This window comes from Tunturiibacter gelidiferens (genome assembly GCF_051013345.1).
Taxonomy (GTDB): domain Bacteria; phylum Acidobacteriota; class Terriglobia; order Terriglobales; family Acidobacteriaceae; genus Edaphobacter; species Edaphobacter gelidiferens_A.
This window is the reverse complement of record NZ_CP132939.1, coordinates 365,601-387,740: the sequence shown is the minus strand read 5'-3', so window position 1 is coordinate 387,740 and position 22,140 is coordinate 365,601. Positions and strand designations below refer to the sequence as shown.

Below are 22,140 nucleotides of genomic sequence, written 5' to 3'. Positions count from 1 at the left end.
GATGGCGCACGGAGCCGGTGGGAAGGCCAGCCGCCGACTGGTCGAGGGCCTGTTTGCGCCGCTTCTGTATCCCGGCTCTCGAGAGCCGCTGAGCGATGCGGCACATCTCGAGGTGGGGGCGCACGAATCGCCTTCACAACCGACAGTTTTGTCGTCAAGCCTCTACGTTTTCCCGGTGGCTCAATCGGCGAACTTGCCGTCAATGGAACTATGAACGATCTCGCAGTCTCCGGGGCCAAAGGCACTGCCATGACCGCGACCTTCATTCTCGAAGAAGGCCTTCCTACGGCGGACCTAGAAGCCGAAGTCATCGCGATGTCTAGAGCTCTTAAGCGGGCGGGAGTCGTGATGGCGGGTGGAGATACGAAGGTTGTCGAACGCGGCAAAGCGGACGGGATGTACATCACCACTGCAGGGATTGGTACGCCGCTACCTGGCGTCAAAGTTGATGCGCGTTCCGTACGTCCAGGTGACAAGATCCTCTTGTCCGGTCCGATTGGCGATCACGGAATCACCATTCTTCTGGCACGCGGTGAGCTCGACTTCGAAGCAGATTTGTCCTCCGACACGCGGTCGGTTCTGCCGTTGGTCGAAGCGCTGGCGGCAGAATGCGGCCCCGGAATCCGCTGGATGCGCGATCCGACGCGGGGAGGCGTAGCTACTGCTCTCAATGAGCTGGCGCGCGATAGTGGCATGGGCATTGAGTTGCTAGAAGAGGAGATCCCCGTGCACGATGCGGTTCGAGGCGCCTGCGAACTGCTTGGTCTGGATCCTCTCCACATCGCGAACGAGGGTCAGTTTCTTGCTGTCGTCTCTCCGGAGTATGCTGATATCGCGTTAAACGCGTTGCAGCAGACCGCGGACGGTGAAGAAGCCCGGATTGTTGGACAGGTCCGAGTCGAACCAGCCAATGCCGTTCTGGTCGTCACTCGTTACGGAGGCAGTCGGATGGTAGATATGCTGGTCGGCGACCCTCTGCCGCGGATTTGTTAGGACCTCGTATGCAAACCGCCGTCAATCTCGCAGCACACATCGAAGAACGGTTGCTCATGCGCAACGAGATTCTGGAAAGCTTTTTTCTCAAGAGGCTCGGTCATTGGCAGTGGCCTGTCGTGAGATGTCGGAACGCTTTCTAAGAGGCGGTCGTTTGCTGGCATTTGGACGCGGACCGTACTCGACCGATGCCCAGCACGTCTCCGTCGAGTTCGTTCATCCTGTGATCGTTGGCAAACGCGCTCTCCCTGCGCTCGACCTCTCAGCGCTCATGCGCCCGTGGATCGATGCCATTCTTCGCTCGGAAGATATCGTGATGGGCTTCGGTCCACCGGAGGGAGATCCTGAGGTGTGGGAAGCTTTAGCCTCGGCGGAGGCGCGAGGTGCGATGACCTTCGCGTTGCCCGGCCCAAACGGATTCTACGCACTCAAGGCAGTGACTCAAGACCCCTTCATCCACCAGGAACTGGTCGAAGTTTTTATCACACCTTATGGGAGACGGTTCACGTCTTTTTGGAACATCGCGAGCTGGGTCAGGATGTGGGTCAAACAGAATTTCTCTATCCTTTCCTGGGCCAGAAAAAACAGGAGACTGCGGGCATCGTCGATGATGTCGCTGCTTCCATCCAAATGAAAGTTCACGACGACACCCTGTTGCGGACCCGCCTCGCCACAGAACAATCCGAACAGATCGGTGCTACGGCTCTTGCAATACGAGATTGCCTGTTGCGTGGCGGAAAGTTGATTCTCTTCGGTAACGGCGGCTCCGCGACGGACGCGAACGATTGGGCGATGGACTGTGTGCGTCCTCCAATCGGATATCAAACCATCCCGGCAATATCTCTTTCTATGGAGCCAGCCAACATAACAGCGCTGGCCAACGATGTGGGTGTAGAGGTTATCTTCTCGCGCCAACTCCTCGCACACGCGAAACCGCAGGACGTCGCGATCGGAATCTCCACCAGTGGCGGTTCCCGCAATATCGTGATGGCCCTTGAAGAAGCGCGCAAGCGTAACCTGCTGACGGTCGCTCTCCTGGGCAACGACGGCGGAGAGATTTATCGCCGGGGGCTGGTTGACCATCCAATCATTGTTCGCAGCGACTATATTCCGCGCATTCAAGAGGTGCAGGCGTCCGCGTATCACGTGCTGCGGGAGGCGTTGGAGGTGTTGAGCCATGGCCAATCTTGAGCTCTATGGGAGTGCTCGATGCCCATATACGCAAGAGTTACGTGAGTGGCTGGAGTGGACAAGGCGCGTCTTCACAGAGTACGACGTGGAAGCCGATCCCGACGCACGTGCTCGCATGCATGCGCTCGATAGCAGCGTACGCACGGTTCCGGTGCTGGTGGAAGACGGCAAGGTAATTCAAGTTGGGTGGCAAGGCAGGGGTTGCGTCGTGGGGTCAGAATGAACATGGCAAGCGCCTGCTCAATTCGGGTACGCGGCGTGGTGCAGGGTGTTGGCTTTCGCCCTTTTGTGTACCGTCTGGCGTATGCCAACACACTGGCGGGGTGGGTACTCAACGGCGACCAGGGAGTGGAGATTCATCTCGAAGGCGCTGAGCAGGACATGGAAGTGTTCGTTCAAGAGATGCGAAGCAAGCATCCGTCGGCTTCCACGATCTCCGAAATTGAAGTAGAACCCGCACACTGCGAGGGGTTGAACGAGTTCACTATTCGAGAGAGTCACCGCGCCGGACGCCCTATTGCCCATGTCTCACCCGATCTCCCTGTCTGCGAAGACTGTTTGAACGAATGCTTCGACCCGTCGGATCGGCGTTATCGATATCCCTACATCAACTGCACAAACTGCGGACCTCGCTACAGCGTGATCCTCGCCTTGCCTTACGACCGAGCCAGCACCACCATGATGGCGTGGCCGATGGATGCATACTGTGACTCCGAGTATCACGATCCTGCGAATCGCAGGTTTCATGCCCAACCCGTAGCTTGTCCCGAATGCGGGCCGAATTTAACTTTCCGCCAGAACGGACTCGACCTTGCCAGGGGTTGGGATGCGATTCGAAGAACAGCAGAACTTCTCAGTGAAGGAGGAATCGTCGCGATCAAGGGGCTTGGTGGATATCATCTAGCTTGCGACGCACGCAACCCCATAGCGACCGCTGCCCTGCGCGATAGGAAATATCGCAAGGAAAAGCCGTTTGCCCTCATGGTCAAAGATATCGAGGCAGCATGCCGTCTAGTTTTTCTTACCTCCGATGCCGAGTGGTTGCTTACTTCCTCAGCTCGTCCGATTGTGTTAGTACAGGCTCGGTTCGAACTCGAAGGCGTGTCGCCTGAAAATCACGACCTCGGTGTGATGTTGTCTTACACGCCCATTCAGCACCTTCTCTTCGCTGCGGGCGCACCGGAGGCGCTTGTAATGACCAGTGCCAACCGCTCGAACGAGCCCATTGCCTATGAGGATGCGGATGCGCTGAGGCGGCTCTCCGGAATTGCAGATGCGTTTCTAATCGGCGAACGCCCGATTGCACGGAGAGTGGAGGATTCAATAGCCCGCGTCGGAGCATTCGGCTCGGTTATTCTTCGTCGCTCTCGTGGATATGCGCCGAGCGCGGTGGCGAAGCTGCCGATCAAGCGTCCAGTGTTGGCCCTGGGATCGGACCTAAAGAACACGATCACGCTGGTAGTTGACGGCCACGCTTTTGTGAGCCAACACACTGGCGATCTCTCGCATTATCAGGGATTCCACGCTTTTACAAAGACCATTGAGGATCTCATCTCGATGTATGACATCGATACTGGCGATCTGCTTGTGGTGCACGATTGTCATCCTCAATATGCTTCAACAAGTCATGCCGCTACGCTTCCGGCTCGGGAGACGCGGGCGATACAACATCATCGGGCTCACCTGGCTTCCGTCCTTGCAGAACGCGGCGAGTGGGAGAAGAGGATTCTAGGCGTGAGCTTCGACGGGACCGGCTTCGGCGACGATGGCAGCATCTGGGGCGGCGAAATATTTATCGGAAGTCTCGAAAGAGGTTTCGAACGCGCTGCCCACTTGCGCACAGCGGCTCTCGCCGGAGGTGATGGCGCTGCACAGTATCCAGTGCAGGCCGCAGCCGGGTTCGTTGTTCAGATCGATGGTTTGCCGGACTTGAGCGAGCCGCCTTTCAACTTTACCTCGCGCTATCGGGACGCGATTCAACTGATCAACCGTGATGTGCGCACCTTTTCGACGACGTCCATCGGCAGGCTCTTCGATGCGGCTGCCGCACTGTTGGGTTTTGTGAGAGAGAGTACGTTTGAAGGCCAGGCTGCCATTTGGCTGGAGCAACTGGCACGCGACTCTTCGGCCGCAGAAGCCTATCCTTTCCCCAACACGAATGAGGAACTCGATTTCCGCCCTCTGCTCGAAGCAGTCATCCGCGACCGGCTGCGCGGACGCGGACTATCTGATATCGCGCGCTCTTTTCAACGTGGGATAGCTGTGGGAACCACCGAGCTCATTTTTGAACTTTGCCACAGCCACGCGATTGATACGGCTGTGCTCTCGGGAGGCGTCTTTCAGAATGAACTGCTGCTCGAGGACATGAAATCACTCCTCCTACCCCACGGGCTCGAGATCTGGACGAACCACGCAGTTCCTCCTAACGATGGCGGGATCAGCCTTGGGCAGGCCGCGCTTGCTGCCTTCGGGAACTTCAACGATGCGAAGCATTCCGTTGGTGAAGGAGACCTTCATGCATGAGCTTTCGATTGCGATGAGCATCGTGGATATGGCACAGGAGGAGGCGGAGGGCCGCAACGTGCACATAGAAGCGGTCCACCTGGAACTTGGAGCTCTCTCGGGCGTGGTGAAGGAGGCGCTTCTGTTCTCTTTCGAAATAGCTTGCGACGGTACCCCGCTACAAGGCTCACGTCTGGTAGTGAAAGATGTGCCCATAGAGATCTACTGTCCGGCATGCAACATGCCAAAGTTCCTGGCATCGATGCAGTGGTTTTGTTGCCCTGACTGCGGTACCCCGGCGTCTGAAGTGATCCATGGAAAAGAACTCGTCATCACCGCACTGGAGCTTAAGCTATGAGCCCTGAACCACGCCTGTTAGAAGTTCGCAAAAACGTTCTCAAACAAAATGACGTGATCGCGCGCGCTCTGCGAGACCGGTTTCGTGCCCAGGGAACATATGTCATCAGCCTCGTCTCGAGTCCCGGAGCGGGTAAGACTACATTTCTCGAAAAGACTCTTACCCTGCTCAGGCCCCATTATCGGGTAGCTGCGCTGGTGGGCGATTTGGCTACTGAGAACGACGCAATGCGGCTCGCTCGCAGCGAGGTTCCCGTCAGGCAGATCACTACCGGCACGCTCTGCCACCTTGAAGCGTCTATGGTTGAGCGTGCATTGGAGGGTTGGAATTTAGGGCTATTCGAACTCTTGTTCATCGAAAACGTGGGCAATCTGGTCTGCCCCGCGTCCTATGATCTGGGGGAAGATCTGAGGCTGGTGCTGCTTTCCGTAACGGAAGGTGAGGATAAGCCGCTCAAGTACCCGACTATCTTCAACAGCGCCGACGCAGCGGTCATCACCAAAATCGACCTGGCAGCGGCGGTCGAATTCGATGAACTGACCACCAACGCGAACATCCAGGCCGTGCGGCCAGGGATGCGCGTGTTCAAAGTGTCGGCAAAGACCAACGAGGGGATGGACGGCTTCTTGCAGTTTCTTGCGCAAACACTTACTCGAAGCTCACAGAAGATTCCTGTATAGACGCCGGCATGCTGAAATGCATCGAAACAGGATACAAGCGGGCAACAAACTGGACGAGGTGATTTACATGATGAAACTTATAGCTGCCGCCGCAGGAATCGGCGCAATCGTAGTAATGATATTGATAGCTCCCGACGTATCCCGTTATCTCAGAATCCGGTCCATGTGAAATCCCTGAACAATCGCTCACGTGGCCCTCTTCTTTATATAGCGATGTGCCCGTAGTTTGGTTGTCAGGCCGCCTGAGGGGGCGGTGTGGCTATCAAACATGAACAAATATGAGAGCTCGCGACTGATAAGATTGCTCCCTCGCGAATACCTCTACCTCAACTATTACCGAACTCTTACCTGCGTCCTCTAGCCATGCTTCGTGTCCGGCGTTAGCCTCGACCCTAGAGGAAGGCATGCCATGGCGACTCTTGTAACCCAACCGCAAAAAACTGGCAGTCCCGAAATAGTCGAAGTGGTACAGACTAAGTCGACAGAGTTTAACTGGATTTTCTTTGTCGTCATTGCGGCATTTCATGTGGGCGCTATAGCAGCGCTGTTTACCTTTTATTGGTCTTCTGTCGTCATTTTTCTGGTGATGTGGCTATTCGGTCAGAATGTAGGCATTGCCATCAGCTATCACCGCCAGCTCACTCATCGCAGCTTCACCACGCCCAAGTGGCTGGAGTATGCCATGGCGATCTGTGGGACGATGGCGCTGCAGGGTAGTCCTACGTACTGGGTTGCCGTACATCGTATGCACCACCAGTACACCGACAAACCTGGCGATCCGCACTCTCCCCGGGATGGAAAGTGGTGGTCGCATATGGGCTGGATCCTGCGCGGCTCTGTTCATAGCGAAACCACAACGCTCACTCACTATGCGCCGGATCTGCATCGCGATCGCTTCTACCGATGGCTGGCCGTTTGGCACTGGCTTCCCATTACCCTGACCGGAGTTGCTTTACTGGCTGGGGGCACCGCTCTCGGCGGATGGAAGCTTGGCCTCTCGTGGTTACTATGGGGCACATTTCTTCGTATCACCATTGGTTTCCACGTGACTTGGCTGGTCAACTCGGCGACCCACTTGTGGGGTTCGCGCCGCTTCAAAACGCGTGACGACTCAACTAACAACTGGTGGGTTGCACTTTTGACCGGCGGAGAAGGCTGGCACAACAATCACCATGCACATCCTGTGTCGGCGAGCCATGGAATGGCCTGGTGGGAAGTGGATTTCAACTACTGGGGGATCAGACTATTAGCGTTGCTCGGTCTGGCAAAGAACGTAAAAGTGGCACATCTCCCGGAGGCACCTAGTACGCGATTAAGCTCTCTATGATTCTCAAACGAAAAAATCGCCTAACGGACAGTCATCGAGGGCGCTCGTAGGCGCCCTTCCATTTGGCGACAGCCATCTAGGGATAATCACCGTTCAAATCAATCGACTGTCTCTCCCGTTGTCCCGCTGTCGACATGGATCGTGCCCGGCGAGGAAGTCAAGCCACCTTGTCTTTGGTTATCGGGTGTCCAGTTGAACGTGTAGATTTTGCCGGCAGCGTAGGGATTAGGTTCGGTCCCCTCCGGATAATTCGCTGTGTTCGGCCATGTTTCATTTAGTCTCAACGACTTGTTGTGGGGCAGGTGTGGGCAGAAATACTTCGAATAAGTGCTGGTGAACACCCCTGAGACTTCAGCGACAAACTGGAGAGTGTCCGTAGCTTCCATGTTGATTTCGATTGGATCGCCTGAATCGGTAAGAGGAACAACAACGATCGACAAGATAATTCTCCTTTTGTTGAGGTGGCGTTTATTGAGTTAGAGTGATGGTTTGCTGGCATGAAATCCGGGGTCTCGCAGAAGATCCCGCATGTCCGGATCGTTTTCGAGTTGGCTCAAAGGAAAACCTTTGTGCAAGGCCATCTCGAGATAACCCAGCGCCTGTTTACGATCACCGCACATCTCGTAGGACCCCGCGACGTTCACGAGGATGCCGGGATCATCAGGGGAGAGCGCTATCGCCGTCTGCGCGTGTTCCAGCGCACTCTCCCGCAGTCCGTCCTTTGCCTGCATCACAGCCAGCAGCGAGTGCGCCTGCGCATCTTGTGGTTTTAGCCGGATATTCTGCTCCAGCAGCGGCACGATTCGTTCCCGCACCGCCTTGGCCTTTGAGCTGTCTCCAAGACGCTCATACGCGATGAGCAGGTTATTCCAAACCATGTAGTCGTTCTGATTCAATCGCAGAGCCTTCTCGTTGACCTCCGCGGACTCCCGATACCTCTGCTGAGCAAGATAGAGGCTTGCAAGATTTGCATATGCAGGATAAGTTGGCCCCAGTTCAACTGATCTCTTTAGAGCCTGCTCTGCGGCCGGAAGCGCCGCGCTATCTCCTGAATCCACATAAGTCGCGCCCAGATTGAGATACACCTCCGCATTGTCCGGAGTCATATCAATCGCTCTCCTCAGTGCAGCGATCGCATCGGGATATTTGCCTTGGCGGTCGTAGAAGTTACCGATGAGGTTATAGCTCTCCCAATCGTCGGGCTTCAGCGCGACTGCCTTTTTGTAAGCAGCCTCTGCATCGGCTACACGACCGGAACGCTCATACGCGCGTGCCATCCCCCTCATCGCCATCGCGCTTCGCGGATCGAGTTCGAGAGCATGTTGAAACTCCTGCAGTGCAAGCTCCCGCTTCCCACCCACGTCATGAATTCGTCCAAGAGTGACATAGGCCGCAGGCAAATTACTGTCGAGCTTGATTGCCTTTTCAAGGTTTCCCTGGGCTTCGTCGAGCCAGTGCTGATTCCTATCAAGTTGATACTTAAGCCGATATGCCTCTCCGAGCTGGCCGTAGCCGAGCGCGAACTTCGGATCGGTCTTGATCGACGCATTCAACACTTCGATTGCCTGATCCAGATTTCCCGCTTTGTCGTAACGCTGCATATAGCCCAACGCGGTCAGATAGTTCTCATATGCTGCAGGCACAACGGATCCGCCGGTATTGTGCAACATCTCGGCGGACACAGGCAGGTCCATCAAATGCGCGAGCCGTGATACCGCTTCATCTTGCAGCGCAGAGAGGTCTCCAATCTGATCCACAACATCGACAGAACCAATCAGGCGAAGATTCTCCGTATTGATCAGGTTGAGATTAAGATTTACGGCGGTTCCATCGCGTCGAATGCTTCCGCTGATTACCAGATTTGCGCCAAGCATTTTGAGTGCGGCGGCGGGGTCGGTCACTTTTAAACGCCGGATCTCGCTCGCCGGAATCACCCATAGTGCCTTGTTTCCAACATCGAGATCGGAAAGCTTCCCCGCGAGCGTATCCACCAGGCCTTCGCTCAGTGCTTCGTTCTCCGGATTGTTCCCGATGTTGGTGAAAGGAAGAACTGCGATATGCTCTTCCCCCACCCTTATGCGGGAACCAAGAAGTCGTTCGCGGATCCTAGGAAAGAGAAACAGACAGGCCAATAGAACGAGCCCACCGAGGCCGAGGCCCAGTGGCAGCCATCTGTTCCGAGGCTTTTGTGCCCTGGACCAGGTAGAGATGGAAGCTTGCTCCACATACTTGCGGATGTCGTTGGAACGATTCGTGGTCTTCCTGCCAGTCGCTTCTCTTAGGTTGGTTGAATCGTTCGAAAGCTCCGTTTGTGCGGCTTGCAGATCCGCCAGCATCTCTGAGCAATGCTGATATCGCTTCTCGGCGTCCTTCGAGAGAGCGCGGTAGATGATTCGCTGCAGTGCGATGGGCAAACCGTCAAGCGACTGCGGCGGCTCGCTAAGAATCGCAACCAGAATCGCCGGAATCGTTCCGCGCTCGAAGGGATTACGCCCCGTCAGCATCTCCGCTAAAACTACTCCAAGAGACCATATATCTGTTCGCTGATCGGTTCGATGGCCCAACGCCTGTTCCGGCGATACGTACTTTATCGATCCCACGATACCGCTCGCGGTCGCGGTCTCCGCGCTGATCAGGCGAGCGAGTCCAAAATCGACGATCTTAACAGACCTTGTGTTCGTCAGCATCACGTTCGACGGCTTGATGTCGCGATGCACGATTTGGTGCGAGTGGGCTTCGCATAGGCCGAGCGCGATCTCAATAGCGACCTCGACGGCTTCCACCGTGCTCAGCGGACCTTTGGCAATTCTTTGAGCCAGAGAAAGACCGTCATAGAAGCCCATGACGATAAACGCGTGGCCGTCCGTCGTCTCTTCGATGCCGTGGATGACGCCGATGTTTGGGTGATCCAGGGACGAAGCCATTCGAGCTTCGAGGACAAAGTACTCTCTCTCGCGAACGTCAGCATTCAGGAGGGTGGGTAGAAATTTGAGCGCAACCGTTCTCGCGAGCTTGGCGTCCCAGGCACGATAAACGACGCCCATTCCGCCTGCACCGGCGATGCCCAAGATCTCGTAGTTATTCCCAACCAGTTCTCCCACCGGGAGAGCGTTAGTAACCTCTGCCATTTAGATTTCGCTCACGTCCAGAAATAGGAGGCAGTTATTCAGGCTCGAAACCCTCCTAGGGTATCATTCAGAATCACGTGAGCTGCAATTAGGCCCTAGGCTATTGGCCGGTCATCAAAAGTAGATCTTTGCGGCAAGCTCGATCCGACGCGAGCCAGGGTTTGGATTCGGATGGTCAGGTTCGGCCTTGCGTGATAGTCGTCCTGGAGGTATATCGCCTGGAAATTTCCGGCATTCCCCCACAAATTCCTGAAGGTACTACGGCTGGCACTGAGAGGATCTCCCAGCAGAGAGTCAGCAAGTTGTCGCCGGAGTATGATCCGTTAAAGTTGAAGGTTCCTACCGAGTTGTTGCCCGCGACAAACGTGTTGGTATTGAGGGATAGCTCATAGCCAAAACGAACGTCGTGTTTTCCACTCGCGTAGCTCACGCGGTCGATATACTGTCACGAACGGCTCTTGTTTTGCTTCGGATAACTCTTATTCGCCTGGCCGTTGAAGTTCGAGTAGTTGGCGATCCGAGTGGCTGATGGAAAGCATTCACCAGGGCGATCGCAGGTACGCAGGGTCCAACTCCTTGCGTTTAGCCGACTGCCGAATGTTGCCCAGTGTGTACTGCTACGCTTTGAGCGGAAGGGCAACCGTTGGTTTTGTGATTTTTATGAGTCATCTGGAGTTGCAAGGATTCGAGAAACACTCATCTACCGTTCCAGCGAGACGGTCGTTTCGCTAGCTATGCGCGGTGGAGCAATCATAAATTACGAAAACCGCGTCCGTCTCTACCGGGAAATGAAAATCGGCCACGGCAGCATCCTGCTGAATCTCACCTCCGAACAGTACAACAAGCTGATCGCCGCGTAGGAATCTGCCGACTCATAAATCGGCTGTGCGTAGGCTTACCACATCACCCTGAGAGTGAAGGATTCCAGTGGCCGTGCTCAATGGCCTCGGAATCCTTCACTTTAACATCCACCACCGACAAAGTGCCTTGAAGTGGGCCACTGGGCGCTATATGGCTCGTAGATCTGTTAGACAGCAACGGCACGCACTCGACCACGCCATCGTAGAACTGCTTCCCTCCATCCGCCCACAAGACGCAACAAGTTAGGGAGAAGACGGAAATCACGGAAGAGCAATACTTACGAATCAAGGACAGCCTGCCGGTACAGCGGGGAAATGTGCGTTTATCCAATCTGCAGTTTCTGCGCCGAACGTGTGCACGACTCTGCCATTCTGCAGGAGGGGAACTTGAACAGATTCAGTTCTTGCTCGGCCACCGGTCTGTAGAAACCACAGAACGATATCTCGGTTCCCGGCAGAGACTTGTACAGGCAGTCAACGATCACCTCGGGATCAAACCGCAGTGCAGTTCGTAAGTGACTTTCCGGCCCATCCGGAATTGGCCTCTCGGTTGACATCGATGAGCGGAAACGAGCAGAAGACCGTCTTCGCGACACTCGTATCAAACTCGCGAAAGCTTCGCGGCTGACGACCGTCGCTGAACTTGCAGGCTCGATCGCTCACGAACTGAACCAGCCGCTCATGTCGATACTTGCAAACGCGCAGGCGGCGAAGAGGTGGTTGAATGCCGCTCCGCCAAATATGACGGACGTGAATTCGTCGATTGAACGCACTATACGAGACGCCCGTGCGGCTGACGAGACAATGAACATATTCGAGCACTCTTCAAGCAGGAGTCCTTCGAGAAGAAGGATGTGAACATTCCGAACATACTTCGTGAAGTTGTACGAGTTGTACAGGAGGACCCCCAAAAGCGTGACGTACCCATCGAGTGCCGGTTCGAAGAGTCTCTCCCTGTGGTGAATGTCGACCGGATTCAAATCCAGCAGGTCTTCATTAATCTGATCGTGAATGCTATTGAGGCATTGGAGGAACAACAAGTGGATGTTAATCCAAGTGATCGATAACGGGCCTGGAGTCGATGACCCGGACCGAATCTTTGACGCCTTTATGACAACAAAAGAGAAAGGCATGGGTATTTGCTTGGCGGTGTCGCGCACCATCGTTGAATCCCATGGTGGTCGGCTTTGGGCTGAAAATAACATAGCTGGCGGTGCAACCTTCAACGTGGCTTTGCCGCTAACTCACACGAATCGCATCACGCTTCAAACCCAGGAATGTGCTGAGCCGATCTGCCAGACTTGCTGCCTACACCGTGCTGGTACCAACCTAGGTTAGTGGCAATAGACCAACGCACCTATCGACGAGTTCTGGCCTTGTCGTCGCCTATCCGGAAACAATCCACCGACCGACTATCAGAACGTCGAGTCGTAGTTCCTTGAAAACCGGGGCGGTCTCAACCGGTCGGTGCAACACCATTTGATATGAATTCATTTTCTAAAGGTGGTGTTTATGGCACAGGAAAACGGAACAGGCTTTCCATTGAGCAGAGGACGGAGATGTGGCGCCGTTGGAAGTCGGGGCGAGTCGTTGCATGAGATTTGGCGCGCCTTCGGTAAGGGCATGGTTCCATTCGGTTCCTGTTGACGCAGCGCGGAGGTATCGTTCCTGCTGCTCGTCGGCGTTCACCGCGAACGCTGACGCTGGCCGAGCGGGAAGACATCTCACGAGGGATTGCTTCCGGTTCGTCGATTCGGGAGATAGCCAGCGGGTTGCAACGGCCTGTGTCGACAGTGAGCCGGGAGGTGGTGCGTCACGGTGGCCGGCCACTCTATCGAGCCAGCGAAGCCGACCGTCAGGCATGGAACTCAGCTCTGCGACCCAAGGTGTGCCTTCTTGCCATCGAAGAGAAGTTGCGGACGATCGTGGCCAGTAAACTGATCCTGGACTGGTCGCCGGAACAGATTTCGAAATGGCTGAAGGTCCACTCTTCCAACAACGAGAGCATGCGTGTGTCCCACGAAACCATCTACCGCAGCTTATTCATCCAGGCCCGCGGAGTGCTGAAAAAAGAGCTGGTTGAGCACCTCAGGTCCAAGCGGCTTATACGTCGCTCACGGCACTCGCGCGCTGCGGGACAGTCTCGAGGTCAGATCGTCGATGCCATCTCTATTAGCGAAAGACCTGCCGAGGTTGAAGACCGCGCTATTCCCGGTCATTGGGAGGGCGATCTGCTCGCAGGCAGCAAAAACAGTCATATCGCAACCCTGGTGGAACGACATTCGTGTTTCACCATGCTGGTCAAAGTGCCCAGCAAAGACACAACGACGGTCGTCGCCGCGCTGAGCAAGCACGTGCTCAAACTGCCCTCCACCCTGCGGCGCTCCTTGACCTGGGACCGGGGGCACGAGATGGCCAAACACAAGAGCTTCACGGTAGACACGAATGTAAAGGTCTACTTCTGTGATCCGCAGAGCCCCTGGCAGCGCGGCACCAATGAAAATACCAACGGACTATTAAGACAGTACTTCCCCAAGAAGACCGACTTGTCCGTCCACTCTCAAGCCGATCTCAACAAGGTAGCCCTGCGCCTCAATCAACGCCCGCGAAAGACCTTGGGCTTTGAAACTCCGGCGAGTAAACTGCAAGCCAGTGTTGCATCGACCGGTTGAGCCCGCCCGACTTATAGGAAACCTCGACAACGAAATTGCCGCAAACGGGACTTTCCGGGAGTTGATGCGGTTTTACTCGGCGCGTCGCAGAGTACCGTCCGGCAATCAACCATCGATCACATTGTTATTCAGAGTGGGAAGTTTGCCTGGTAAGGATCCAAACGTTGTGCTCATTCCCTTCGGACGTCACTTCCTGCTCGTCTTCCACCAAAGTGTTGCCGCCGTTTGGCAGGCCCTAATGCACGGTGTTTGTCGCCTTCTCTCCCGTGTCTGCGACGTACTCTTCCCTCAAAACGATCACATCACCTTCCCGATCTACTCGGGTCTTGATCGTAAGGGGCGGCTCACGCTTGATGCGGTACTCTTCTGCCCCTACGATCATCGAAGTTGCCCAGGTTTCGGGCTTTTTATGTAGGTATCGGTGTGTTCTGGAGAACTTCCACACTTTGCCGTCGTACTGAATCGTTGCGACGCTTGCGATGGGACGATGCTTCGCTTCAATCTTGTTCTGCTTCACGTCCAAATGCCACACACCACTAAAAAGGGGAGACCGTTTTGAGCGTGGGCTATAGCAAAGGCGATTGCGAATGCTAGCGCCAGTGCCCCTATGGTGGTCTTGTCGGTGTCAAGAGTCCGATCGGCGATGTTTTGATTGATCCGAGCTCTCAGCATTTACACCCAGTCGTCGAAGGCATGGGACGCTCCAACACACCATGTGACTGCCGAACGCGTGGTCGGTGTCCTGTATGTGAAAAATGTTGAACGAGGAATCCCTCGCTGATGGCTGTCGGCTGATTGGAAAGGTGAAAGCTCTTCCATGACACGACCAGCCACGCACTCAGGCCGGATGACTGCTTAGCCCGAGAGAAATTAACTTCATAACCTCCTCACGTCTTTCTGTGCGCTTCATTGCGCTGAAGATGTCCAAAAGTTTTATGACGGGCTACATAAATATGTAGCACTCTAGCGCGCAACGTTTCGGATGAATGGGGATCAAACTAATGTAGCGAAAAGGAGCTGTGCCAGTGGGGACAGTGATCACCGAAATCGCAATACTTCTTCTTGCGTGCGCCTGTGTCTGGAGTGACAGACCTCTCTAATCGCACTCGTGAGTCAGTCAAGCTCTGCCAGTTCGTCCCAGACTTTGTCCTGCTCTGATTTGGTGGTTGGCGATTCAGGCGGAAGAATGTTCAGCTCGGAGCGGTTTACGGGATTGAGTGCCAGCTGGCTCGAAACGTTTGCAAGCGAGTTATTCTCTGAGGGTTTGAAACAGCCCGTCCTCATTCGCACAATTAGCCGGCAACAGAAACGATCCCTGTTCGAAGACATCCGCTCTGGCCTTCAACCCCGGACAAACGGTCCCTCTCGTACCCGATAAGCCAAAGTCCACGCATGGCTTGGCACTCGGTCTTTGATGGTCGTGCCCGAGCGCGACTGGCACGCCGGCTCGGACTTCTGGCGTACAGATCGACTCTTCTGCGCTCGCTGCGGCATCGGATGCAGCCGACCGCCGTTACAACTCCGCGCGTGCTCAGGATCGATGACTGGGTCAGTTGATGACAGCAAGAATTCCTGAAAGATGTGCTTTCGGGCTATCGCAGGTGCGAGCAGGCTTCGTGCTGTCTTCACAGACTCTCACTGGCCGTTGCAACAGTTGGACCTCAGGAGCACCAACCAATGTATAAGGGACGCTGCAAACCCGCGCCACGGGGATCTTTCCCGGCGACACTGTTGCCACGTGCCTCCATTAACTCCGTGGGGTCTGATCTGGGCGCCTGGACGGAGCAGCTATGTTGAACTCCTGCCGATACAGCGTCACGACATCCTTCAGCCTCTCGTAGAAGGCATCTGCGCCAAACAGCTCCCGGAGCGGGTCGTGTGTATGGGTTATGAGCTCCTCCATTTCGTGTGCAACGACCAGGCGAATGCCTTTCGCCTTCAACTTCGCGTGAACCGACCGGAGGGTTTCAACCGCGGAGTAGTCGACATCGTCCACTGCGCCCGCGTCGAGGCAGAGCCAACGCAGGGGTGGCTCCGTGCTGCTCGCCAGCAACGAGACCTCATCCGAGAATTGCTGGGAATTCGCATAGTACAAGCTGTGCGTGAATCGGTAGATGACCAGACCGGGCGCGGCCTGAGCAGCCGTGGCCACTGGCTTCGGCTGCCAGCTGTCCGATTCGTCCGGCACGAGCACCGCGTTCTTCGGTCGATACCCGTGCCTCGTGTGGTCGACGAGCGACAACGCGATGGCGAGCAGGATCCCCTGTTCGACTCCAACGAACACGACGGTCAACGCGGTGACCAGTGCCAACCAGAACTCCGACCGCCGTTGTTCGAAGACCCTACGCATCCCAGCGAGATCGATCAGGCCGACTCCGATCAGAAATACGATGGCCGACAAAGCCGCCTCTGGCAGGTACATCAGCGCTCGAGTTAGGAAGAGCAGGATCAGCGCTACCATCGCCACCATCACCAGGAGCGACAGTTGGTTGCGACCGCCGGCGCTGTCGACGATTTGCGTTTTCGTTGGACTACCGTTGACGACGAAGGTGCCGGACAGGCCGGCGCCAATATTGGCCAGGGCCAGACCGACCAGATCAGTGTTCTCGCTGAACCTCTCGTCGTAGCGCGTGGCAAAGGCGCGAGAGGTTGCCGCGCTCTGTGCCAGGATCACCACAAACATCGCGAAGGCCGTCGGAATCAATGCCGCCATGACTTGCCAACTCCAGACGACCTTTGGCAGACCCAGGGGTGGCAGACCACTCGGAACAGCGCCGACCACATGCACTTGCTTGCCGAGTCCGAACGCCCAACTTACGACCAGGGCGCCGATCGCCGCGATCAGGGCTCCCGGAAGTTTCTTCGAAACCATTTTGAGGCCGACGATCACCACCAGCACGCTGAGCGTGATCATCAGCTCATAGCGGTTGACCTGTCCGACTTGTAGAAGGTCGTTCCAGACCTTCCCCAGCGTGCCGTGGCCGCCACCCTTCAGGCCAAGCATGCCGGCGATCTGTCCCAGCGCGACCTGAATGCCGACCCCGGTCAAAAACCCGATCAACACGGTGCGAGAAAGGAAGTCGGCCAGGAATCCAAGGCGCATGAGACGCGCCAGAATCAAGAAGCCGGCGGCCATCAGCGCAAGCACGCCGGCCAACGCCACGTATTCAGCCGAGCCGGTTGATGCGATCCCCACCAGAGCGCCGGCCAGGATGGCCGCCGTCGCTGAATCGGCGCCTACTACCAGGTGCCGTGAGGAGCCGAACAAGGCGAACAGCGTCGTGGGGATAAGCATGGTGTAGAGACCGGTGATCACCGGTGTGCCAGCGATCTTGGTGTAGCCCATCACCTCTGGAACGGCGATTGCGGCAAGCGTGATACCGGCAAGGATTTCAGCCGGAATCTGAGCGGCCGTAATCGGCAGTACCCCTGCAGGATGGGAAAGCGCGCGCGGGCGGAGTGATCGTGTGGTGAGGTCATGGCTGTCCCCCTATCGAAGCGGCTCTTAGTTTTGGAGCGCTTTGTGTGGCTCGTTATTGTTGGTAGACCAACCGAGGTCCACTAACCTGCTTCGCCTTGAGGTCGATATCCACCTCAACGTGGTCAGCGATCTTGATGAAGGGGATGCCGCTATTCATCCCGTAGTCCTTGCGGTCGAAGGCCATTGTGCCGGTGATCACGCCCGAACCTGTCCCCTTGCCAGAAACCGTCAGCGTCAGGGTTTCCTGCTTAGAGACGCCGCGTTCCGGACTCTTTCGACTCCGCCAGCCGACCATAGACGGCGGCATCCCTGGAGACTATCTAGTTGCCGTCCACGCGTTGCGGTTCGAGGGAGGCCTGGAATCGATCGCCCACCTGATTCTGCGTGGAATCGATTGCATCGATGGTGCGCACGGAGATACGCGTTCCTGCCGGGATGGTGACATATGCCGGTGTCTTCATGCCGGCATGCTCTGCCGGCTGCGGTTCGCTGGGAAGCGAAATCGTCGACGGCTTCGGCTGGTCACTTGCTGCCCTTTCGGAATCAAACTTGAGCGAAACGATGTCAGCGAGGTTGTACTTCTGCACTGAGGAGCCGACCTGGAAGCTGATCTCACTCTCCGTGCCACCCATGAACTTGCCCCTCATCAGGCTGCCATTCTTCAGTTCCAAAGAATCGGCCCACGCAAGGGACGCCCCCAGCCACAGGGCAATGACCAATCCGCAATTCAGCTTTAACTTCACGTTGGCTTCCCCTCTGCAGCGTTCCTGTTTCCTTCTCCTGGTTGGAGTCGATGGGATGGCTGGGGATCTCACGACCGTACGCACCTAGTTTACTTGGACATCTTTCCGGTTTCCTGTTCGGAGACCAGGTCGGTCTGCTCTGGCAGGGTTGACCGTTTCAAAGTCGCTGCCACATTGTGTGCCAGGTTCTGGGTAGCACGCAAGTTCCCCCGATGAACCGGACCTTGCCATCGACAACATTCTCCAGCACTACGTGGCCCTCTCGTGTGACCAACTGAATGCGAACGTTCAATTTGGTCGCTCCATTCACGGTAGTGACGGCCCGTCGAGTCTCGCTACCGGGCGTATATTTTTGCACTGTTGTCTTCAGAACGAGGAGACTGGGAACATCGTTCGCGTTGCGATCCCCGCTACGGAACAACTGTTTGAACTGCTCAGTTTTGGCTAGTTCTTCCAGGAGATTCTCGTAGATGGCACATCCGAAGGAAGACTCGAGGCCGACATCGCCGGGGTCCACCCTGTCGACCTGCACGCTCCATGGCTGGGCACCTCCGCTTTTTCCAACTGCGGAAGATTCCGCAAGCGCAGTTGAGACGAATAGCTGAAGCTGCAACGCGCCGAGCAGCAGGACGAGAGCCGCAAGTGCTCCGCGCTGCCTGTTTGGCCGGTAGAAGGCGGGCAGGCTAAACGTGGTCTTCGTTGCGGCAAGGGAAGTGTCTCTATTTGTTTTCATGCTTGACCTCGGGAGTGCTTTGCGTGGTGGCTCGGCCGTCCGGGGACGAGATGTGCGCGCCGTTGGCTACGAGGTCCTTCTTGAAGGTTTGTCCTTGCCCTTTGTCGAGTTGGAATATGGCACCGTGAAAACCACCGTTGTTATCAAGGTATTCAACTGTGAGGAAGTCATATTTCTTATGTGCGAAAAGGCTCACCACACGCCCTCCACCAAACGGAGCTGCGGTTTTGCCCAGCGTCATCGCCGTGCCGCCTACCTGCTTGTCTTCATCCTCGACAAAGATGTCCTGAATGGAGCTTATGTTCACCTGGGCAGTCGGACTTCCATCCCTCTGAAATTGCACCGCGTCACCCTGAATTTTTAAGTCTCCGGTGGCGTTATGCCGCGCACCTTCAAACCCCAGGACATGCGTGACATGGATGGCCGACCCTGGGACCGGACTTTGTGCTTCGCTCTGAGTCTGGCCTGTCAATCCCGCGCATAACGAGAGGAGAAGAGTCAGGCAGGCTAGTCCACGCCCAACCTGAAGCGAAGTAACCGGTGTCTGCCTGGACGGTATTGGATTACGATTCATGATTTCTCTCTTGTAGCCGCAATGATGGGATAACTTCTTCGATTCACAAAAACTCTCGCTCCGAGACGATCGGAGTGTAGGGAGCGTTGACCATCGTCGTCTCCGTGGTCCCAACCCCCATCGCGGGCGGATCCGGTGCGTGTGAGGCTTCTTGACCCAAGACCGGATGCTGAATGCGTATACACAGATGCAAATCAGGTTTGCTGGAATAAAGCCAAACTGAGACGTTCGAAAGCCGATCACGCAAACGATCATGCTGTTGACAATTGATATCAGAAGTCCCGTCCACGATTTCCGACCGAGGAGGACAGTCGCCAATATGGTGAGAAAGCAAGAGAGATAATCTAAATGAAACATGGCGACTTCGACCTCAGGTGGCATTCATATGAACCGCGTAGATTGCTTCCTCAAGTGCCATTGCGAACCTCTCGTCAGCTATTCTTGCGCTGTTCAATGATCAACCGGTCACCGCGCTTTGCACTGAGGTACGTCCAGAGCTACTGGAAGTGGACGCTGAACCGCAAGCTGCTGGCTCCCTTTACACCTATCGTCCATGTCTGCAGTGCCGAACGTCCTAACTCCACGTAATAGCGTGAGAGTAGCAGTCGCGCACCGGCGAAACAATTACATGTTCCTGTAATAAAGGTTGAATAGGACACATCGACTCGGCATTCTGTTCGCTTCAGCGCTAACCTGCGACTGTGATTCGCCATTTGACGAGACGAGTGAGTTCCGTTGCGGACGCCCTAGCTCATTCAATGACGAAGATCCTTGGCTATGCTGCCACCCAGTGCAAAGTTGTGATGCCATCCAGTGCAACGGAATGCGGCCAATATTCTCGGAATATATCTAGAGCTAGTTGCATAAATGCCTCAAGGTGATGAGGAGGCATGCGAAGTGGAAGAAGCCTTGAAAGACGGCAAGCAAGCGGTCGTAGCGGACCTGGATGCGGCGGAAGTTCTGCAGCCAGGCGTTGGTGCGTTCAATTTTCCAGCGTTTGCGGTATCGGCGCAGCTTACGTTTGTCTTCGAAGCGGCGATGACGGTTGTTGCTGCGGTAGGGAGCAATCAGCTCTGTGCCGCGCTTTTTCAGCCGTTCGCGCACCGGATCGGCGACGTTGTACCCTGCGCCATGCGCGCCAACATAGATCCTCGCGAGAACCTGCAATCGATCCGGTTCAAATACACGCAAATATTCGGCACCGCTCAAGACCCGCAGTAAGTCAAAACTGCTCAGGGTCATAACCACGCAGATGACAGCCTCCATCATCCTCCAGAGGACCGCGAGCAAGGCAAGATTCGGATTCACAGCCTTAGAACTACGCAGAGTGCTGTGATCAGTATTACCGTGGAGGTCATTTCAAGTAGATCGAAGGCGATACCTATGCGAAAGAGCCGTTCGTGCGCCACGATATTCCGAGCTGTTTCCGCGGCATTGTTGGCGACAATCAGACGGCCGCGGACATGCATCTCATCAAATACTGCTGTAAACCCGAACAGGTACATTGCGCTCACGACTTTTGCAGCTCTGCGTTGCGATTCGTCAATTGGTGGAGGATATTTTTGTGTCGGCGGATGGTGGAAGTTCGCGGCGGGTGCCGGCTATGACGGAGTTTGCGCGGGTGGATGGGGTAGGGTTTGGTGTCCGGGGAGAAGGTGGCGCTGTCTTTTGAGGGGAGTTCGGCGCTTTAGCTGTGATGTTTCAAGAGGGTTGGGCGTCAAAGAGTCGTGCTCGCGTATTCTATTGGGATATGCGGGTACAGGTTCTTTATTTTGGGGTGTTGAAGGAGATCTTCGGGCGCGAGAGCGAGGCTTTGGAGCTTGAGGATGGGGTTTCGGTGGCGGATTTGTTGAGGATTTATCGGGGCAGGGAGTTGGGAGCGGCTGGGTTCTGCGAGTCGATTGCTGTGGCGGTGAACCAGGAGTATGCGCGCGGAGAGGATGCGCTGCGGGATGGTGATGAGGTGGCTTTGCTGCCTCCGGTGAGTGGTGGAGCTGAGGACGTTCGATGAGGATCGAGATTACAGATGGGGTGATTCCGGCTGCGGAGATTGTGGCGGGGATCAAGGCAGGGTCGGATGGTGCGGTGTGTGTCTTCGACGGGATTGCGCGGGACAATACGCGGGGGCGGCGGACTCTGTTTCTGGACTATGAGGCTTATCGAGAGATGGCTCTGGGGCAGATGAGGGGGCTGGCTGCTGAGGCGGTGACGAAGTTTGGGGTAAGGGATGTGGCACTGGTGCATCGGCTGGGGCGGCTCGAGGTGGGCGAGACGAGTGTGCTGATTGTGGTGGCTTCGGCGCATCGCGGGGCTGCGTTTGATGCCTGCAGGTGGCTGATCGATACGCTGAAGCAGACTGTGCCGATCTGGAAGAAAGAACACTTTGTCGATGGTGCTGTTTGGGCTGATGGCGAGCCGTTTCCTGAGGAGATTGCGTCTAGCGTGACGGAGAAGCAGGGATGAGGTTTGCTGGGCTCGTGCTGGGTGGAGTGTTGGCGTTGCAGGCTCCGATTGAGCGGAGGCCGCCGCAGCAGTCGCAGGAGGTGCCGACGATTCGAGTGGAGACCGGCTAGTGAATGTGGCGCTGAATGTGGTGGACGCGAAGGGCGCTCCGGTGGTTGGGCTGAACAAAGGACGACTTTAAGGTGTTTGAGGATGGGAAGCCGCAGAAGATAGCGATCTTTGAGAAGGAGTCTTCGACGCCGCTGTCGATTGTGCTGGCGATTGATGCGAGCGAGAGCCTGCTGCGGGAGGAGCGGCTGGAGAAGAATGCGGCGAAGCGATCTGTCGACGCGTGAGAGCGATGGACCCCATCGACATGAGGGCCGCACAAGCGTCCGCTGTAGTCATTGAAAATAAATGGCACGAGCGGTAACCCATAGAAAAACTTTCGGAAAT

The 22,140-nt window shown here is 55.9% G+C and carries 26 protein-coding genes and 2 pseudogenes; 18 read left to right on the top strand and 10 right to left on the bottom strand.

Features of this window, described 5'->3' with window-relative positions; all coding sequences use genetic code 11:
• Positions 1 to 126 precede the first annotated feature (126 nt).
• The 9 genes from hypE (at position 127) to RBB80_RS01880 (ending at position 7,051) form a co-directional block, all read left to right on the top strand.
• Positions 127 to 993, top strand: a complete 867-nt coding sequence (hypE, locus tag RBB80_RS01920; protein ID WP_433970057.1) for a hydrogenase expression/formation protein HypE — start codon at positions 127 to 129, stop codon at positions 991 to 993.
• A 154-nt stretch (positions 994 to 1,147) separates the two neighbouring features.
• Positions 1,148 to 1,627, top strand: coding sequence for a hypothetical protein (locus RBB80_RS01915; RefSeq protein ID WP_433966658.1), 480 nt, complete (start codon positions 1,148 to 1,150; stop codon positions 1,625 to 1,627).
• Complete coding sequence (locus RBB80_RS01910; RefSeq protein ID WP_433966657.1) at positions 1,624 to 2,184, top strand: D-sedoheptulose-7-phosphate isomerase; 561 nt, start codon at positions 1,624 to 1,626, stop codon at positions 2,182 to 2,184. The genes RBB80_RS01915 and RBB80_RS01910 overlap by 4 nt, the downstream gene beginning before the upstream one ends.
• Positions 2,171 to 2,407 (top strand): Uxx-star family glutaredoxin-like (seleno)protein, encoded by a 237-nt coding sequence (locus RBB80_RS01905; RefSeq protein ID WP_433966656.1) that lies wholly within the window; start codon positions 2,171 to 2,173, stop codon positions 2,405 to 2,407. Before RBB80_RS01910 ends, RBB80_RS01905 begins: the two co-directional genes overlap by 14 nt.
• Positions 2,404 to 4,707: a carbamoyltransferase HypF gene (gene hypF, locus RBB80_RS01900; RefSeq protein WP_433966655.1), complete on the top strand. Its 2,304-nt coding sequence runs from the start codon at positions 2,404 to 2,406 to the stop codon at positions 4,705 to 4,707. The genes RBB80_RS01905 and hypF overlap by 4 nt, the downstream gene beginning before the upstream one ends.
• Complete coding sequence (locus tag RBB80_RS01895; protein WP_433966654.1) at positions 4,700 to 5,044, top strand: hydrogenase maturation nickel metallochaperone HypA; 345 nt, start codon at positions 4,700 to 4,702, stop codon at positions 5,042 to 5,044. Before hypF ends, RBB80_RS01895 begins: the two co-directional genes overlap by 8 nt.
• Positions 5,041 to 5,724 (top strand): hydrogenase nickel incorporation protein HypB, encoded by a 684-nt coding sequence (hypB, locus tag RBB80_RS01890; RefSeq protein ID WP_433966653.1) that lies wholly within the window; start codon positions 5,041 to 5,043, stop codon positions 5,722 to 5,724. The genes RBB80_RS01895 and hypB overlap by 4 nt, the downstream gene beginning before the upstream one ends.
• A 16-nt stretch (positions 5,725 to 5,740) precedes the next feature.
• Positions 5,741 to 5,893, top strand: a complete 153-nt coding sequence (locus tag RBB80_RS01885) for a DUF6893 family small protein (RefSeq protein WP_433966652.1) — start codon at positions 5,741 to 5,743, stop codon at positions 5,891 to 5,893.
• Positions 5,894 to 6,133: 240 nt separating this feature from the next.
• Positions 6,134 to 7,051, top strand: coding sequence for an acyl-CoA desaturase (locus tag RBB80_RS01880; protein WP_433966651.1), 918 nt, complete (start codon positions 6,134 to 6,136; stop codon positions 7,049 to 7,051).
• A 98-nt stretch (positions 7,052 to 7,149) separates the two neighbouring features.
• Here the strand turns inward: RBB80_RS01880 and RBB80_RS01875 are convergent, their stop codons facing one another.
• Entirely contained in the window at positions 7,150 to 7,491 is a 342-nt protein-coding gene (locus RBB80_RS01875; RefSeq protein ID WP_433966650.1) for a hypothetical protein, read from the bottom strand.
• A gap of 36 nt (positions 7,492 to 7,527) precedes the next feature.
• Positions 7,528 to 10,179, bottom strand: a complete 2,652-nt coding sequence (locus RBB80_RS01870) for a protein kinase domain-containing protein (protein ID WP_433966649.1) — start codon at positions 10,177 to 10,179, stop codon at positions 7,528 to 7,530.
• Positions 10,180 to 10,700: 521 nt separating this feature from the next.
• On the opposite strand from RBB80_RS01870, the gene RBB80_RS01865 reads away from it, so the two are divergent.
• The 5 genes and pseudogenes from RBB80_RS01865 (at position 10,701) to RBB80_RS01845 (ending at position 13,711) form a co-directional block, all read left to right on the top strand.
• Complete coding sequence (locus tag RBB80_RS01865; RefSeq protein ID WP_433966648.1) at positions 10,701 to 11,039, top strand: hypothetical protein; 339 nt, start codon at positions 10,701 to 10,703, stop codon at positions 11,037 to 11,039.
• 260 nt (positions 11,040 to 11,299) lie between these two features.
• Positions 11,300 to 11,377, top strand: a pseudogene (locus tag RBB80_RS01860) (IS5-like element ISCARN85 family transposase); the annotation flags it as partial.
• 343 nt (positions 11,378 to 11,720) lie between these two features.
• Positions 11,721 to 11,897 carry a hypothetical protein gene (locus tag RBB80_RS01855; RefSeq protein WP_433966647.1) on the top strand — a complete coding sequence of 59 codons (177 nt, stop codon included), beginning with the start codon at positions 11,721 to 11,723 and terminating at the stop codon, positions 11,895 to 11,897.
• Between the two features lie 186 nt (positions 11,898 to 12,083).
• Positions 12,084 to 12,377, top strand: a complete 294-nt coding sequence (locus RBB80_RS01850; RefSeq protein WP_433966646.1) for an ATP-binding protein — start codon at positions 12,084 to 12,086, stop codon at positions 12,375 to 12,377.
• Positions 12,378 to 12,598: 221 nt separating this feature from the next.
• Positions 12,599 to 13,711 (top strand): annotated as a pseudogene (locus RBB80_RS01845) (IS30 family transposase).
• Positions 13,712 to 13,946: 235 nt separating this feature from the next.
• Here the strand turns inward: RBB80_RS01845 and RBB80_RS01840 are convergent.
• The 8 genes from RBB80_RS01840 to RBB80_RS01805 form a co-directional block, all read right to left on the bottom strand.
• A complete protein-coding gene (locus tag RBB80_RS01840) occupies positions 13,947 to 14,228 on the bottom strand; it encodes a hypothetical protein (protein WP_433966645.1) in 282 nt (93 codons plus the stop codon).
• Positions 14,229 to 15,458: 1,230 nt separating this feature from the next.
• Positions 15,459 to 17,057 (bottom strand): SulP family inorganic anion transporter, encoded by a 1,599-nt coding sequence (locus tag RBB80_RS01835; protein ID WP_433966644.1) that lies wholly within the window; start codon positions 17,055 to 17,057, stop codon positions 15,459 to 15,461.
• 187 nt (positions 17,058 to 17,244) lie between these two features.
• Positions 17,245 to 17,487 (bottom strand): YceI family protein, encoded by a 243-nt coding sequence (locus tag RBB80_RS01830; RefSeq protein ID WP_433966643.1) that lies wholly within the window; start codon positions 17,485 to 17,487, stop codon positions 17,245 to 17,247.
• Between the two features lie 25 nt (positions 17,488 to 17,512).
• Positions 17,513 to 17,935 carry a hypothetical protein gene (locus RBB80_RS01825; protein WP_433966642.1) on the bottom strand — a complete coding sequence of 141 codons (423 nt, stop codon included), beginning with the start codon at positions 17,933 to 17,935 and terminating at the stop codon, positions 17,513 to 17,515.
• Between the two features lie 157 nt (positions 17,936 to 18,092).
• Positions 18,093 to 18,668, bottom strand: coding sequence for a hypothetical protein (locus RBB80_RS01820; RefSeq protein ID WP_433966641.1), 576 nt, complete (start codon positions 18,666 to 18,668; stop codon positions 18,093 to 18,095).
• Positions 18,655 to 19,242: a hypothetical protein gene (locus RBB80_RS01815; RefSeq protein ID WP_433966640.1), complete on the bottom strand. Its 588-nt coding sequence runs from the start codon at positions 19,240 to 19,242 to the stop codon at positions 18,655 to 18,657. The genes RBB80_RS01820 and RBB80_RS01815 overlap by 14 nt, the downstream gene beginning before the upstream one ends.
• A gap of 855 nt (positions 19,243 to 20,097) precedes the next feature.
• Positions 20,098 to 20,511 (bottom strand): transposase, encoded by a 414-nt coding sequence (locus RBB80_RS01810; RefSeq protein ID WP_433966639.1) that lies wholly within the window; start codon positions 20,509 to 20,511, stop codon positions 20,098 to 20,100.
• Positions 20,512 to 20,546: 35 nt separating this feature from the next.
• Positions 20,547 to 20,711 carry a DUF4386 family protein gene (locus tag RBB80_RS01805; RefSeq protein WP_433970055.1) on the bottom strand — a complete coding sequence of 55 codons (165 nt, stop codon included), beginning with the start codon at positions 20,709 to 20,711 and terminating at the stop codon, positions 20,547 to 20,549.
• A gap of 35 nt (positions 20,712 to 20,746) precedes the next feature.
• On the opposite strand from RBB80_RS01805, the gene RBB80_RS01800 reads away from it, so the two are divergent.
• The 4 genes from RBB80_RS01800 to RBB80_RS01785 all read left to right on the top strand — a co-directional run bounded on the left by RBB80_RS01800 (position 20,747) and on the right by RBB80_RS01785 (position 22,040).
• Positions 20,747 to 20,914, top strand: coding sequence for a hypothetical protein (locus tag RBB80_RS01800; protein WP_433966638.1), 168 nt, complete (start codon positions 20,747 to 20,749; stop codon positions 20,912 to 20,914).
• Positions 20,915 to 20,992: 78 nt separating this feature from the next.
• Positions 20,993 to 21,253: a molybdopterin converting factor subunit 1 gene (gene moaD / locus RBB80_RS01795; RefSeq protein WP_433966637.1), complete on the top strand. Its 261-nt coding sequence runs from the start codon at positions 20,993 to 20,995 to the stop codon at positions 21,251 to 21,253.
• The gene (locus tag RBB80_RS01790) at positions 21,250 to 21,705 is read left to right on the top strand and encodes a molybdenum cofactor biosynthesis protein MoaE (protein ID WP_433966636.1); all 456 of its coding nucleotides are present in this window, start codon (positions 21,250 to 21,252) and stop codon (positions 21,703 to 21,705) included. The genes moaD and RBB80_RS01790 overlap by 4 nt, the downstream gene beginning before the upstream one ends.
• A gap of 182 nt (positions 21,706 to 21,887) precedes the next feature.
• Positions 21,888 to 22,040, top strand: a complete 153-nt coding sequence (locus tag RBB80_RS01785) for a hypothetical protein (protein ID WP_433966635.1) — start codon at positions 21,888 to 21,890, stop codon at positions 22,038 to 22,040.
• Positions 22,041 to 22,140: the final 100 nt, after the last annotated feature.